This is a genomic window from Enterobacter vonholyi, assembly GCF_008364555.1.
In the GTDB taxonomy this organism is placed as follows: Bacteria; Pseudomonadota; Gammaproteobacteria; order Enterobacterales; family Enterobacteriaceae; genus Enterobacter; species Enterobacter vonholyi.
Genome location: NZ_VTUC01000013.1, coordinates 22683 through 36584, shown reverse-complemented (window position 1 = coordinate 36584; position 13902 = coordinate 22683). Strand labels below are relative to the sequence as shown.

The window sequence follows — 13902 nt, the reverse complement described above, 5'->3', positions numbered from 1 at the left end:
TGATGCTAAAAGTTCTCTTACTCTTCATCCTGCTGATCGCCGGGATCGTCCTCGGGCCTATGCTTGCGGGTCATCAGGGTTACGTCCTGATCCAGACCGATAACTACAACATTGAAACTAGCGTAACGGGTCTGACGATCATTCTGATCCTCGGCGTGGTGGTTCTGTTTGCGATCGAGTGGATCCTGCGCCGTATTTTCCGTACCGGTGCCCATACGCGCGGCTGGTTCGTTGGCCGTAAGCGCCGCCGCGCCCGTAAACAGACCGAGCAGGCGCTGCTTAAGCTCGCCGAGGGTGACTATCAGCAGGTTGAAAAGCTGATGTCGAAAAACGCCGACCACGCCGAACAGCCGGTAGTGAACTATCTGCTGGCGGCCGAAGCGGCGCAGCAGCGCGGTGATGAAGCCCGAGCTAATCAGCACCTGGAGCGGGCAGCTGAGCTGGCTCACGGCGACCCGATTCCGGTGGAAATCACGCGCGTTCGTCTGCAGCTGGCACGCAATGAGAATCACGCGGCTCGCCACGGTATCGACCGTCTGCTGGAAGTCGCGCCACGTCATCCGGAAGTGCTGCGTCTTGCCGAGCAGGCCTATATTCGTACCGGCGCCTGGGGTTCACTGCTGGACATCATTCCGTCGATGGCGAAGGCCGAGGTAGGCGACGATGAACATCGTGACGAGCTTCAGCGTCTGGCGTGGATTGGCCTGATGGATCAGGCGCGCGCTGACCTGGGCAGCGACGGTCTGAAAACGTGGTGGAAGAATCAGAGCCGTAAAACGCGCCAGCAGGTTCCTCTGCAGGTGGCAATGGCGGAACACCTCATTGAGTGTGACGATCACGACACGGCTCAGGAGATCCTCCTCGACGGTCTGAAGCGCCAGTACGACGATCGCCTGGTGATGGTAATCCCGCGCCTGAAAACCAACAATCCTGAGCAAATAGAAAAAGTGCTGCGCCAGCAGATTAAAACCGTTGGTGACCGCCCGCTGTTGTGGAGCACGCTTGGCCAGTCGTTGATGAAGCACGGCGAATGGCAGGAGGCAAGCCTCGCCTTCCGCGCGGCGCTGAAGCAGCGTCCGGATGCCTTCGACTACGCGTGGCTTGCCGATACGCTGGACAAGCAGCATAAGCCGGAAGAGGCGGCCGCCATGCGCCGTGATGGGCTGTTGCTGACGCTGCAAAATAACGGTACGCAGCAGTAATTCATCAGGAGGCCAGATGGCCTCCTTTTTTTATCGCATTTCTCCTGCTACATTCTTTACACCCGCATCCGCAAACGAACCCGCCAATGTAACGATGTCTTTTCATTAACTTTTTTTCACACACACGCACTTTCTGCAGCGTGGACTAAATCGTTTTTGAAGGAAATCGTCATGAACTCGCTTTTGTATGCGCTTATTGAAGCGCTGCGCTGCCACCGCTGGCTGCGCCTGCTTGCCTGTGCTTTTATCTTTTCTTCGCTGGGGAATGGCTTAACCCAGATCGTGGTCTTCGGCTTGCTGTTAGCGTGGTCAGCTCCGCCCGGTCTGCTCACACTCGCTTTTCTTTTCGCTACGATACCGGGATTTATCGGCAGTACGATCGGCGAAAAGCTGTGCTCACGCTGTTCTCCGATATCCCTGCTGATACTGACCGAAGGGCTGGGCCTGCTCGCCCTGCTCTTTCCCCTGCTTGGCGTGGGTTACCACAGCGTTGCCGCATTGCTCGCTGTGCAATCCACCGAGGCGCTGCTCAGCGGGATGAGCTGGCCCGCGCTGACGTTGCTCTTTAAGCGCGGTCTCAGCGAAGCAGAGCTGCCTGCTGCAACCTGTCTGGAAAATGTGATTTTTGCTTCTCAGGTATTATTAGGGACAGGTCTGGGCGTGGTGCTGTTCCAGAAGACGTCCGTGTTTACCCTGCTGGCCATTGATGCCGCCAGCTTTCTCGGATCACTGCTCATGCTATGGCTGGCTGGACGCCGGTTTTCTGCGCCTTCACTCCCGCCCCTCGAGGAAGAGGAAGCCCCTGCGGCATTACGCTGGCGGACGTTGACCGTTCGGCAGAAACGCAGTCTGCTCATCCTGCCGTCGCTGGCGGCCGTTGGCTCACCGGCCATGGCGCTGCTTCCGGCCCTGGCACAGCAAATCCATCCTCAGGATGCGGCGGGTCTTGCCCTGCCTCTGCTTTTTGCAAGGAGCATGGGACAGCTTTGCGGCCCCATGCTGCTAAAAAAAGAGAGTCTGACGCGCTTCGCCGCTCGCACACCGCGCATCATCGTTTGTCTGGGCATCTTTCTGGCCGCTTATGGAACGCTACCGTTGTTGTCCGGGTGGATGGCATGTGCGCTGGGGGCGATCTTTATCGCGCATCTGGCTTCGAATATTCTCTTCGCGGCCGGGACGTTTGGCGTTCTCAGTAGTTTTCATATTACTCAAACCGCTTCGGCCAGTGGGAAAGCCTGGCGCTGGCAAACGCTCAGCGCCTCTCTCTTCACCGGCATTGCAGCGGCAGTGGCTGCCGGGTTTGGCTCAGTAGCGGCACTCTATGCTGTCTCCGCAACGGCTCTGGTGATGGTTGCCCTGATCGTGCGCCGGTATCGGGAATAAGGCATAAAAAAACGCCTGCTATAAAAGCAGGCGTTAAAACAGGTCTGTAAGACAACATATTTGGTGCTTCACTCAACGTTGTGTCCATGGTGTCTGATGAGGCCGAAGCGACATCTGTCAGTGGACGATAAGCACCGTAAATGGCTCTGCGTCATTCCTGAGTTTATGAGGCACTAAGGCGAACATAAGAGATGGAATGAGCATCTACACGCATATTATTGCACGTAACGTGCCAACATGACAGCCAGAACTTTTACATAACGCAACATTTTAAGATAAAAGGAAATTATGCTGTTAAGCACCGTTTTAAGCTCTACAACATATCGGGAAAAGGCGGGCATATGTCGCCAGGAGGAGACAGCAAAACCCAGAAATAAATATTCATTTAACTTTCAATGAGTTGCATGTCTCTGGATTGCGACAATGAAAAAGGACGTTGTTGGGGAATGACTACAAGGATGAAGAATCTCAGAAAACAAAAAACCCCGCCGAAGCGGGGTTCAAAATTGGTCGGCGAGAGAGGATTCGAACCTCCGACCCACTGGTCCCAAACCAGTTGCGCTACCAAGCTGCGCTACTCGCCGATGTACTGCTTTTTGAATTTTTAGTTCAATTCATTTAAAAAGTCGTGGTGCGAGGGGGGGGACTCGAACCCCCACATCCAAAGGACACTAACACCTGAAGCTAGCGCGTCTACCAATTCCGCCACCTTCGCAATTCACAACTCTTTCAAATAATGGGGTGGCTAATGGGATTCGAACCCACGACAACTGGAATCACAATCCAGGGCTCTACCAACTGAGCTATAGCCACCACTGTATTCTTTCACGCGGTACTGACTACTTCTCAGACCACCGCAGCTCTAGCGCCGGGACTAAAATGGCGCGCCCGACAGGATTCGAACCTGAGACCTCTGCCTCCGGAGGGCAGCGCTCTATCCAGCTGAGCTACGGGCGCTTAGCGCCGTTGCGGGGCTGGATATTACGTACCTCCGTCCCCGCTGTCTAGTGCTTTTTTGAAAAAAATGCGCGTTTGGTTATGGTTTGCACATTTTGCCGCTTATTCCTCCACTTTCTGCGTGGTGGCACGGCGACCCAGGCCAAAAAGCTTATATGCAGCCGTCACAGCCGCCAGGAAGATCACCCCGACAAACAGCGACATGCGGGTATCTTCATTAAAGTACATCCCGATTAATACGCAAATCAGGAACGCCATCGTCAAATAGTTCGCATACGGGAACAGAATTGAGCGGAACGGATGGCTTTCAATCGCTTTTTTATGCGCATGACGGAAACGCAGCTGGCTGATGAGGATAACAAACCACGGCACCATGCCCGGCAGCACGCTGGCGCTGTAGACGTAAACGAACACGCGCTGCGGGTTAGGAATAATGTAATTCAGGCAAGAGCCAATCAGCAGTATTGCAATGGAAACCGCCACACCCGCCACCGGCACGCCGGCCCGTGAAACTTTACTCATCACCGCAGGCAGCTGGTTATTCTTCGAAAGCGCATAGAGCATACGCCCACAGCTGTACATCCCACTGTTACAGCCTGACAACGCTGCCGTCAGGACCACAAAGTTGATGATACCTGCCGCTGCCGTGATGCCAATTTTGGCAAAGGTTAAAACAAACGGGCTACCCGTCGTGCCAATTTCATTCCACGGGAAGATGGTCACGATAACGAAGATCGCGCCCACATAGAAAATCAGAATACGCCACAACACTTTGCCCACCGCGCTACGTAGCGTGACCTGCGGGTTTTTCGCTTCACCGGCGGTAATACCGATCAGCTCCACGCCCTGATACGAGGCCACAACGATACACAGCGCCGTCAGGAAGCCCTTCCAGCCGCCGGCAAAGAAGCCGCCGTTTTCGGTCAGATTGCCAAAGCCGATAGCGTGTCCACCGTTGCCAAAGCCGAAGAAAATCACGCCCAGGCCGACGACAATCATTACGATAATCGTGGTGACTTTAATCATTGCGAACCAGAACTCAATCTCACCGTAAAGGCGCACGGCAGCCAGGTTTGCCAGTGCCACCAGCCCCACGGCGATGAGCGCGGGAATCCACTGGACCATGTCAGGGAACCAGAACTGGACGTAAACCCCTATCGCAGTGATCTCTGAGATCCCCACCGCCATCCACATAAACCAGTATGACCAGGCCGTCAGGTAGCCGAAGAACGGGCTCATATAACGATGCGCGTAAACGGCGAAGGAGCCGGTTACCGGCTCCAGGAAGAGCATTTCGCCCATGGAACGCATGATGAAGAAAACAAACAGCCCGGCAATAATGTACGCCAGTAATACGGAAGGGCCTGCCCATTTGAGCGTGCTTGCAGAGCCCATAAACAGGCCCACGCCGATAGTGCCGCCCAGCGCTATCAGTTCAATATGACGAGCTTCCAGCCCACGCTGTAGCTCCGGTTTTTTCTCTGCCATAGATCCTCGATTGTGTTTGCTGTTTCCCGGCTTAATACCGGGTATTGTTTTTTAGGGGTACTAAAATACGGAGCGAATGGTTTCTTAAAATCTGCCAAATGGCAAACGATGCATTAAAAAAATGAATGCATTGCACAGATTATCAGCAGTTTTGCAGGCGAGTTGCAGCGCGAATAGCATATCGCGCTACATTTTGATTACATTTTCCCGGTGTAATGCCAGGCGAGGTAGCGAAGCAGACGGATCTGTCGTTTAATGCGCGTCGGTTGCGATAGCAGGCGGTACAGCCACTCCAGCCCCAGATTTTGCCAGACCTTGGGCGCACGCTTAACGTGGCCGGTAAAGACATCGTACGTACCGCCGACGCCCATGTAGAGGGCATCCGGACAGACCAGACGGCAGTCGCGCATCAGGATCTCTTGGCGCGGGGAGCCCATCGCCACGGTGACAATCTTTGCCCCGCTGTCACGAACGCGCTCAAAGAGCGTCTGCCGATCTTCCGGTTTGAAGTAACCATCCTGGCTGCCGACAATATTAACATTCCATTGACGACGCAGTTTCTCCTCAGTCTGGGCCAGTATCTCCGGCTTCCCGCCAATCAGGAACACGGGCGTGCCCTGTTCACCTGCGCGGGCCATAAGCTGCTCCCAGAGATCGGCCCCCGCCACGCGAGATACATTAGCGTCAGGATACTTTTTACGGATAGAGCGGACCACGCTGATCCCGTCCGCGTATTTAAATTCCGCCGCTTCAATCAGGCTTTTGACTTCCGCGTTATCCTCAACCGCCAGCATTTTTTCCGCGTTGATCGCCACCAGAGTACCGGATTTCATCTGGCCGTCGGCGAAAAGAAAGTCCAGCGCGTGCTGCATGTCGCGCCAGCCAATAAGCTGCAGGCCACGTAGCGCATAGCGCGGTGCAGAAATTTTATCAGTCATTACTATCCTTACTCAGACTTGCGACAGCGTTGTGCTGCCCCGCCGCTCGCGCCTGTGCACAAGCCCTGCGCTGTCAAACAGCCAGTACAGCAGTTTGGCCAGTAACAGGCAGAGGCCGAAAACAACCATGAAGAACACCACGCGCGAAACGAACGAGTCCAGCCCTTCGCGCGCCAGAACGATCATATTGAAAATGGCCCCAAAGCAGAAACTGTGCAAAATGGCGGCCTTATAGCGGTTGTTCTCTTCGTTGCCACGCACGTAAAGCCAGTCGAACCACTTGATAATCAGCCCCACGGCAACCGCCCCGGGGAGAATGAACCACGCTCCTCCCATCACCACCAGGGAACCAATCAGCGTGGGCGAGATTGCCAGACCAGAATGGTTGTTCAGCACTTCCCAGGTAAAGTAATTTGCCGTGTTAAGCACCACGCCAGGCCGGTCCGGCCATAGCCAGGAAGGGATAAATACGTAGAAGTCGCGAACAATCGGCGCCAACCCCTGGAAATCAATCTTGTCGTAGTTTTGCAGCAGCAATGCCAGGTTTTCCCACGGCGAGAAGGTATCGCGCGTCAGGTAAAGGAAAGTGTAAAACGCCTCATCTCCCGCTACGTTCATTCCATAGCGCTTTAGCGCCAGCCAGAACATACCCACAATGCCAAACGCGCCTGCTGCAACCAGCATCCAGAGCGAGATCCAGCCGCGGATAATGCCGATAAACAGGAAGATCGCGAAGGCGATGATGATGTTCGCGCGCGTGCCGCCCACGATCATGTAGGTCAGGATGCCAAACGCGACGGTGCTAACCAGGAAGAATAGCCACGCTTTGCTGTCCTGGCGCAGGAAAAAGACCACTAGCATCGCCGGGATGAAGAAGTAGAAGAAACGCTTAAGCGCCACGCCCGAAACCTCGGCCGAAAAAATCTGGCTGTAGGAGTGGAGCTTAAACAGCAGGAAGCCGTTATGCATGAAGAAGATACCGACGCTGACCAGGGCGATGGTCATCAGCATCACCCACGTCAGGTGGGTCTCCACCCGATTCATGGTAAAAAGCGGCCGACGCGGGGCAGCAGCCTGCGCTGAACGCAGACGCGTTTTATAGGTGACGTAGTAGACGGCATAGAAGCAGGTTGCCGCCAGAAGCGCCTGGAGCAGGATTTCCGGCGGTGCGACGCTCACGTCAAAACGGAACACCAGAATGCTGGTTAGCGGGAAGCCGAAAAAGAAGGTCAGCAGAAACAGTAACGAGAAGAACACGTTAAAGTTGAAGCGCACCCGGCGGAATTCAAACCAGGTAAGCGTGGCGATAAACAGGGTGCTCAGAAGCCAGACAATCAGTAAGCCGCTGAATTGCAACTGACTCATACTTTGTCTCCTGAAGCGATACGCAGCGCGCGGTGCCACGGCGTGAGATAATTCGGGCTGAAAAAATCAATGCTATTTTTATCCACCAGCGTGAGCTGGCGTTGGGCTTCCCGTACCACCTCGACGTTCAGCGTGTCTGAGGTAAACAGCACGGGAATATGCTGCTCGGCCATGTCCTGCCAGAACGGGTTCTCGCGGTTTAGCACGCACGGTACCCCCGCCTGAATCAGCAGACATAGCGTGCCAATCCCCTGCTGTCGGGCAAAGATGAAATAGCCGAGATCGCATTTTCTCAGCAGCGCGAGATATTCCTCAAATTCCAGCTTATCGCTGAGAATGTGCAGATTTTCTGCGCTAAACAGCGCAAGCCCCTGTCGGCGAACCTCATCTATGTAAGCGTCGTTATTGGCGGGATAGCCCATCGGCACCACCACGTTCACCGTGTCGCCGAACTGCTGATGCACCGCCCTGAGTGCCGCGACGTGTTCGTTACTGCGATCGCCGGAATTCCCCACCAGGATCGTTAGTTTGCCTTCACGCACCGTGTCATTCGCCATGGCGTTAAGCGCCGGATCCATGCGGGTGGGGAAATAAAGCAACTCGCCGCGCACGTTGGGGTGCTGTTTAGCAAAATAGTTGAGATCGCCGCGGGTAGCAAAAACGCAGCCCACGCGCCCCTGCGCCATGCGGCGCAACGGATAGAAAAGACGGAATTTCCAGCCTCGGGAGACTTCGTAGAGATCGGCTCCCCAGATATGCCAGCTGCACTGGGAGGGTTTAATCCCCCCGCTGAGAAGCGCCAGCCATAGCCCGGTATTAAACTGTCCGTGGAAGAAGAATCGTTGCTCGCGGTCGGCTTTCGCTTTGGCAACAACCGCCTTCGCCAGCGTGGCCTTGTCCGGCCAGAAGCGAATCGTCAGCGCCGGAAACGCCTCGCTCAGGCCCTTATCCTGACCTGCAACCATAAACTCACGCGCATCTGGATTACCCGATGCCAGCTCGTCGTTGAAGAACCGCAAAACGGTCTGGTTATGGTGTGGGATGTCCGATCCCAGGATGTGAATCAGTGCAGTCATGCGCGTTTACGCCACAATAAAAATACGCCGCAACAGGCAGCGAAATAAACGATATAGGTTGCCATGTAGGCCTGAGCCGCCCCCAGCGCGCCGTGCATGGGTATCAGCCAGTGCGAAAATGCTGTCAGTAACGCAAACTGGCTAATTTCCGCCAGGATATACAGCCGCAGGGACGCTTTTGCAATCACCAGGTAGCCGAAAACGTATGCACCCACTTTCAGCACATCCCCCACCAGCTGCCAGGCAAAGAGATCGCGCATGGCGATGAATTTCGCCGAGAACAGCAGCCAGATGGCGACATCGCGCAGTAGCCAGACGGTAAAGCTGGCAGCCGCGACGGCCGGTAACACAAAGCGCAGCGATCGGAAAATCTCGCGCGTTATTTCCTGTCTGGACGTCAGTCGCGATAAGGTTGGCAGCAGGTAAACGCTAAAGGAAGCCGTAATAAACTGGAGATAGGCGTCGGAAATACTGCTTACGCCCTGCCAGATCCCGACCTCATCCCAGCTATAATGCGCTGCCAGCAGGTTTCGCATCATCACGTAGGCCACCGGCAGCGTGACGGAGGTAATGAGCGCCATCAGGGTAAATTTACCCAGCTGGCTGGCAAGGACCTTGTCCCATTGCGGTTTCAGGTAGCTAAGAGGGATGACGCCCCGGCGCATCAGCATAAATGCCGCAGGCACAATCACCAGCGCCGGAACCAGCGCCAGCCCCAGCAGTGCGCCTTCATAGCCGCCCAGGCGATAGCAGAAATAATAGGCAATCACGCCGATGACGCTGCCCAGGATCAACGCAATCGCGTTCCCGGCCGCATCACGAAACCCTTTCATCAGCGCCAGCAGCAGGTTAGCCCAGGCAATCCCCATCTGAACCAATGCGACCAGACGCACCAGCCCCTGGTAATGGGTGTGCCCGAACAATCCCTGGCTGATGGGTGCCGCCGCCAGCAGAAAGACAATCGCCATCAGGGTTGAAAAACCCGTGACCATAGCCGAAGAGGTGCCCACCACTCTGCGCAGCTGAGCCGCATCATCGTGATACTGCGCAACGTATTTGGTCACGCCGTTGAAGATACCGGCACCGGCCAGCACCCCAAGGACGGTGACAAGCTGGCGGAAATTACCCGCCAGCCCCACACCAGAAGGGCCAAATGAAACGGCCAGCAGCTTGACGACCAACAGCCCGGCGCCAATTTTTACAAGCGTGGACGCGGCGGTCCACACCGATGCTTTTGCCAGAGACATATCAGCCGAAATAACTCAGAAGGGTATTAATCACCGTACGCTGGTTAACGGGCGCGAGATTGTAGAACAGTGGCAGGCGAAGCAAACGCTCACTTTCTTTAGTGGTGTAGCGGTCTTCACCCGCAAACGTGCCAAACGCTTCTCCGGCCGGACTGGAGTGCAGCGGGATATAGTGGAACACCGCCATAATTTCGGCCTCTTTCAGCCAGGCGATGAGCTCGCTGCGGTCGTCGTTATCGCGCAGCTTGATGTAGAACATATGCGCGTTGTGGACGCAATTTGCCGGGATGGTTGGCAGTTCAATACGCCCGGCTTTTGCCAGAGGCTCAAGCGCATCGTAATAGGTTTGCCACAGGGAAAGACGCTGAAGGTTGATACGCTCCGCCGCTTCCAGCTGCGCCCACAGGTACGCAGCCTGCAGATCCGCCATCAAATAGCTGGAGCCGATATCGCGCCAGGTGTATTTGTCTACCTGACCCCGGAAGAACTGGCTGCGGTTAGTGCCTTTTTCGCGGATCACTTCTGCACGCTCCACGAGAGCCCGGTCGTTAATCAGCGTCGCACCACCTTCTCCACCCGCCGTGTAGTTTTTGGTTTCGTGGAAGCTAAAGCAGCCAATGTGGCCGATAGTGCCCAGCGCGCGTCCCTTGTAGGTGGACATCACGCCCTGCGCGGCATCTTCCACCACGAACAGATTATGTTTTTTGGCGATGGCCATGATGGTGTCCATTTCACAGGCCACGCCCGCGTAGTGAACCGGCACGATCGCGCGCGTTTTGTCAGTGATCGCCGCTTCAATCAGCGTCTCATCAATGTTCATGGTATCCGGGCGGATATCCACAAAGACAATTTTCGCCCCGCGCAGGACAAAAGCGTTCGCAGTGGAAACGAAGGTATAGCTCGGCATAATCACTTCATCACCAGGCTGGATATCCAGCAACAGTGCCGCCATTTCCAGCGATGCCGTACAGGACGGGGTCAGCAGCACTTTGGCGCTGCGAAAACGCTGTTCCATCCACTGCTGACAGCGCCGGGTGAAACCGCCGTCACCGCAGAGTTTGCCGCTGCCCATAGCAGACTGCATATAGTCGAGTTCAGTTCCGACAACGGGTGGTGCGTTAAATGGAATCATCTTGTCACCTGTATAACCAGTAGGCGGTGGCGTCGATGTTGGCACCACTCGCAATATAACGTTTAAGCGCCGCGGTGTTGCCCACCTGGGTCGCCACCCGCAGCGTCACTAGCTGTTGCTGTTGCGACCAGTGCAGCGCCGCCTGCATGAGTTTTTCACCCATGCCGCGCCCGGCTAATAAGCCAATACGCGCCTCGTGCTCGTTGAGCTTACGCAGCGAGACGAACCCCTTGATTTGACCGTCTCCTGCACGGAAAACCAGGCAGACGTGGTCAAAGGTGCCTTTAACCGCATTCTCTACCCACTGGGCATAGAAACGCCCGCTATCGTCAGGTGCATACCAAGGCGCACGAAAGCGGCTCTGCGCAAACGCCTGGGTCGCCATCTGACGCAGCACGGGGATGTCCTGATCCGTTGCAATTTCCGCGCCTGACGCATCGTGCCGGGTGAGGGTAATGGAAAGATCGACCTCGCCTTCAACCAGCTGAAAGCCGTGTTGCTGGAGCGCGTCAAGCAGATCGGCACGCTCCGCAGGGATCTTCGCCTGCACCCGTTGCCAGGCGGTAAAATCCGGTACAGTCAGTACCGGCGCGTCATTGCTCAGACGCACGATGGCCGACGGCAGACTGAAAAAGGTACTCTCCCACTGCAGGGGCTCGAGTACCCCGTTCAGGCTGTTCAACGCCAGACACCTTTGGTATCAACTACATACTGCTGACGCACCGCATCAGCGGATGTCGCTTTAAACTCTTTGTGATCCACCAGCAGCACCAGCACGTCCGCCGTCGCAAGCGCTTCATCCAGCGCCGTCAGCGTGCAGTGCCCCGCCAGTTTTGTCGGCAATTCATGGATATTCGGCTCAACCACCAGCGTTTCACCCTTGTGCCATCCGGCAATCATCTCAGCAATTTCCATCGCCGGGCTTTCACGCAGATCGTCAATGTTGGGTTTGAATGCCAGACCGAAACAGGCAATTTTCAGCTCGCTGGCGCGCTTGCCGCTCTCTGCCAGACAATCCGCTACCGTGGTTTTGACCTGATTGAGCACCCAGTGAGGTTTGCTGTCGTTCACTTCACGCGCGGTGCGAATCAGGCGCGCCTGCGCTGGATTCTGCGCCACGATAAACCACGGGTCGACGGCAATACAGTGTCCGCCCACCCCCGGGCCTGGCTGGAGAATATTCACACGCGGATGGCGATTCGCCAGGCTAATCAGCTCCCAGACGTTAATTCCCTGATCGGCGCAGATGAGTGAAAGTTCGTTCGCAAAGGCGATATTCACGTCACGGAAGCTGTTTTCCGTCAGCTTGCACATCTCGGCGGTGCGGGAGTTTGTCACCACGCACTCGCCTTCCAGGAAAATCTTATACAGCGCGCTGGCACGTTCGGAACAGACTGGCGTCATACCGCCAATGACGCGGTCGTTTTTAATCAGTTCGACCATGACCTGGCCCGGGAGTACGCGCTCCGGGCAGTAGGCGATGTTGATATCCGCCTGCTCGCCAACCTGCTGTGGGAAGCTCAGGTCTGGACGGGCCTCTGCCAGCCACTGCGACATCTGTTCAGTCGCCCCCACCGGAGACGTGGACTCGAGGATTACCAACGCCCCTTTTTTCAACACAGGCGCGATAGATTTTGCCGCCGCCTCGACGAACGCCATGTCGGGCTCGTGGTCGCCTTTAAAGGGCGTTGGAACGGCAATCAGATAGGCATCCGCTTCAATGGGCGTCGTGCTGGCATGCAGGAAGCCCCCTTCCACCGCCTCTTTCACCACACGATCCAGATCGGGCTCCACAATATGAATTTCGCCACGGTTAATGGTTTCTACCGCGCGGGCGTTAATATCCACCCCGACAACCTGTTTTTGACGAGAGGCAAACGCGGCCGCAGTAGGCAAGCCAATGTAGCCAAGACCAATGACAGAGATGGTAGTAAAACTCATAGCGATACCCGATTGTGTTTAAGTGCATGCAAAATACGGCCACAAGCCTGCCCGTCTCCATACGGATTATGGGCCCGGCTCATCGCCTGATATGCTTCATCGTCATGCAGCAGGCGCGAGACCTCTTCGACGATGAGCTGCGCGTTGGTGCCGACCAGACGCACCGTACCGGCTTTGACGGCTTCCGGACGTTCGGTCGTTTCACGCATCACCAGTACCGGCTTGCCGAGGGAGGGCGCTTCTTCCTGAATGCCGCCGGAATCGGTGAGGATCAGCCAGGCGTGGTTCATCAGCCAGACAAACGGCATGTAGTCCTGCGGTTCAATCAGTAGAACATTGTCGACATGGCCCAGAATGCGGTTAACCGGCTCGCTGACGTTAGGGTTGAGATGGACCGGATAGACAATTTGCACATCGTCATTTTGCGCAGCGATTTCAGCCAGCGCGTGACAGATTTGCTCAAAACCACGGCCAAAGCTTTCGCGACGGTGGCCGGTTACCAGGATGGTTTTTTTGCCGTTGTGCAGGAATGGATAGCGGGCAGCGAGATCTTTCTGAAGATCGCTATTTGCCAGAACGCGGTCACGCACCCAAATTAATGCATCAATGACCGTATTGCCGGTCACAAAGATTTTGTTATCGGCGATATTTTCACGCAGCAGGTTCTGACGAGAATTTTCCGTCGGCGCAAAGTGGTACATCGCCAGATGGCCCGTTAACGTGCGGTTGGCCTCCTCCGGCCACGGCGAATAAAGATTGCCGGTACGCAAACCCGCCTCAACATGCCCCACAGGAATTCGTTGGTAAAACGCGGCCAGGCTTGTCGCCACGGTAGTGGTGGTGTCACCGTGTACCAGCACCACGTCAGGCTTGAATGACTCCAGGATCGGCTTAAGCTCTTGCAGAATGCGACAGGTTATCTCCGTTAAACCTTGCCCCGGTTTCATAATATTGAGGTCGTAATCCGGGACGATGGAAAAGAGCGTTAAGACCTGGTCGAGCATCTCACGGTGCTGGGCCGTGACGCAGACTTTTGCTTCAATATCCGGATCGCTGGCCAGCGCATGAACCAGAGGTGCCATCTTAATGGCCTCCGGCCTGGTGCCAAATACGGTTAGTACTTTCACATCGATTCTCTTCGATTAGGCGATGAAGGCCGCAGCCTTCATCGTA

Annotated in this window: 11 protein-coding genes and 4 tRNA genes; 2 read left to right on the top strand and 13 right to left on the bottom strand. The window is 55.7% G+C overall.

Annotated elements, in window-relative coordinates:
* Positions 1 to 2 precede the first annotated feature (2 nt).
* Together hemY and F0319_RS16850 are read left to right on the top strand one after the other, a co-directional pair.
* Positions 3 to 1202 carry a protoheme IX biogenesis protein HemY gene (gene hemY / locus F0319_RS16855; protein WP_008501551.1) on the top strand — a complete coding sequence of 400 codons (1200 nt, stop codon included), beginning with the start codon at positions 3 to 5 and terminating at the stop codon, positions 1200 to 1202.
* Between the two features lie 171 nt (positions 1203 to 1373).
* Positions 1374 to 2585 carry an MFS transporter gene (locus F0319_RS16850; protein WP_149367407.1) on the top strand — a complete coding sequence of 404 codons (1212 nt, stop codon included), beginning with the start codon at positions 1374 to 1376 and terminating at the stop codon, positions 2583 to 2585.
* A gap of 507 nt (positions 2586 to 3092) precedes the next feature.
* On the opposite strand, the gene F0319_RS16840 is transcribed toward F0319_RS16850, so the two are convergent.
* The 13 genes from F0319_RS16840 to wecB form a co-directional block, all read right to left on the bottom strand.
* Positions 3093 to 3169, bottom strand: a tRNA-Pro gene (locus tag F0319_RS16840).
* A 45-nt stretch (positions 3170 to 3214) separates the two neighbouring features.
* Positions 3215 to 3300, bottom strand: a tRNA-Leu gene (locus F0319_RS16835).
* A 22-nt stretch (positions 3301 to 3322) separates the two neighbouring features.
* Positions 3323 to 3398 (bottom strand) — tRNA-His (locus F0319_RS16830).
* Between the two features lie 67 nt (positions 3399 to 3465).
* A tRNA-Arg gene (locus tag F0319_RS16825) sits at positions 3466 to 3542 on the bottom strand.
* A 102-nt stretch (positions 3543 to 3644) separates the two neighbouring features.
* The gene (thrP, locus tag F0319_RS16820; RefSeq protein ID WP_111963524.1) at positions 3645 to 5030 is read right to left on the bottom strand and encodes a bifunctional threonine/serine APC transporter ThrP; all 1386 of its coding nucleotides are present in this window, start codon (positions 5028 to 5030) and stop codon (positions 3645 to 3647) included.
* Positions 5031 to 5227: 197 nt separating this feature from the next.
* Positions 5228 to 5968, bottom strand: coding sequence for a lipopolysaccharide N-acetylmannosaminouronosyltransferase (gene wecG, locus F0319_RS16815; RefSeq protein WP_111963523.1), 741 nt, complete (start codon positions 5966 to 5968; stop codon positions 5228 to 5230).
* Between the two features lie 12 nt (positions 5969 to 5980).
* A complete protein-coding gene (gene wzyE / locus F0319_RS16810) occupies positions 5981 to 7333 on the bottom strand; it encodes an ECA oligosaccharide polymerase (RefSeq protein WP_149367406.1) in 1353 nt (450 codons plus the stop codon).
* The gene (locus tag F0319_RS16805; RefSeq protein ID WP_143345653.1) at positions 7330 to 8409 is read right to left on the bottom strand and encodes a TDP-N-acetylfucosamine:lipid II N-acetylfucosaminyltransferase; all 1080 of its coding nucleotides are present in this window, start codon (positions 8407 to 8409) and stop codon (positions 7330 to 7332) included. The genes wzyE and F0319_RS16805 overlap by 4 nt, the downstream gene beginning before the upstream one ends.
* Positions 8406 to 9656, bottom strand: a complete 1251-nt coding sequence (gene wzxE / locus F0319_RS16800; protein ID WP_149367405.1) for a lipid III flippase WzxE — start codon at positions 9654 to 9656, stop codon at positions 8406 to 8408. Before wzxE ends, F0319_RS16805 begins: the two co-directional genes overlap by 4 nt.
* Position 9657: 1 nt before the next feature.
* On the bottom strand, positions 9658 to 10788 hold the full coding sequence (gene rffA, locus F0319_RS16795) for a dTDP-4-amino-4,6-dideoxygalactose transaminase (protein WP_149367404.1): 1131 nt from the start codon (positions 10786 to 10788) through the stop codon (positions 9658 to 9660).
* Between the two features lie 4 nt (positions 10789 to 10792).
* Complete coding sequence (gene rffC / locus F0319_RS16790) at positions 10793 to 11470, bottom strand: dTDP-4-amino-4,6-dideoxy-D-galactose acyltransferase (protein WP_149367403.1); 678 nt, start codon at positions 11468 to 11470, stop codon at positions 10793 to 10795.
* Complete coding sequence (gene wecC, locus F0319_RS16785) at positions 11467 to 12729, bottom strand: UDP-N-acetyl-D-mannosamine dehydrogenase (RefSeq protein WP_149367402.1); 1263 nt, start codon at positions 12727 to 12729, stop codon at positions 11467 to 11469. The genes rffC and wecC overlap by 4 nt, the downstream gene beginning before the upstream one ends.
* Positions 12726 to 13856, bottom strand: coding sequence for a non-hydrolyzing UDP-N-acetylglucosamine 2-epimerase (gene wecB / locus F0319_RS16780; protein ID WP_149367401.1), 1131 nt, complete (start codon positions 13854 to 13856; stop codon positions 12726 to 12728). Before wecB ends, wecC begins: the two co-directional genes overlap by 4 nt.
* Between the last annotated feature and the right edge of the window lie 46 nt (positions 13857 to 13902).

What these genes read in the sequence shown, in the direction of transcription:
- hemY (WP_008501551.1), top strand. Translation starts at nt 3, where the DNA reads ATGCTAAAAGTTCTCTTACTCTTCATCCTGCTGATCGCCGGGATCGTC.
- thrP (WP_111963524.1), bottom strand. Translation starts at nt 5,030, where the DNA reads ATGGCAGAGAAAAAACCGGAGCTACAGCGTGGGCTGGAAGCTCGTCAT.
- wzxE (WP_149367405.1), bottom strand. Translation starts at nt 9,656, where the DNA reads ATGTCTCTGGCAAAAGCATCGGTGTGGACCGCCGCGTCCACGCTTGTA.
- wecC (WP_149367402.1), bottom strand. Translation starts at nt 12,729, where the DNA reads ATGAGTTTTACTACCATCTCTGTCATTGGTCTTGGCTACATTGGCTTG.
- F0319_RS16850 (WP_149367407.1), top strand. Translation starts at nt 1,374, where the DNA reads ATGAACTCGCTTTTGTATGCGCTTATTGAAGCGCTGCGCTGCCACCGC.
- wzyE (WP_149367406.1), bottom strand. Translation starts at nt 7,333, where the DNA reads ATGAGTCAGTTGCAATTCAGCGGCTTACTGATTGTCTGGCTTCTGAGC.
- rffA (WP_149367404.1), bottom strand. Translation starts at nt 10,788, where the DNA reads ATGATTCCATTTAACGCACCACCCGTTGTCGGAACTGAACTCGACTAT.
- F0319_RS16805 (WP_143345653.1), bottom strand. Translation starts at nt 8,409, where the DNA reads ATGACTGCACTGATTCACATCCTGGGATCGGACATCCCACACCATAAC.
- wecG (WP_111963523.1), bottom strand. Translation starts at nt 5,968, where the DNA reads ATGACTGATAAAATTTCTGCACCGCGCTATGCGCTACGTGGCCTGCAG.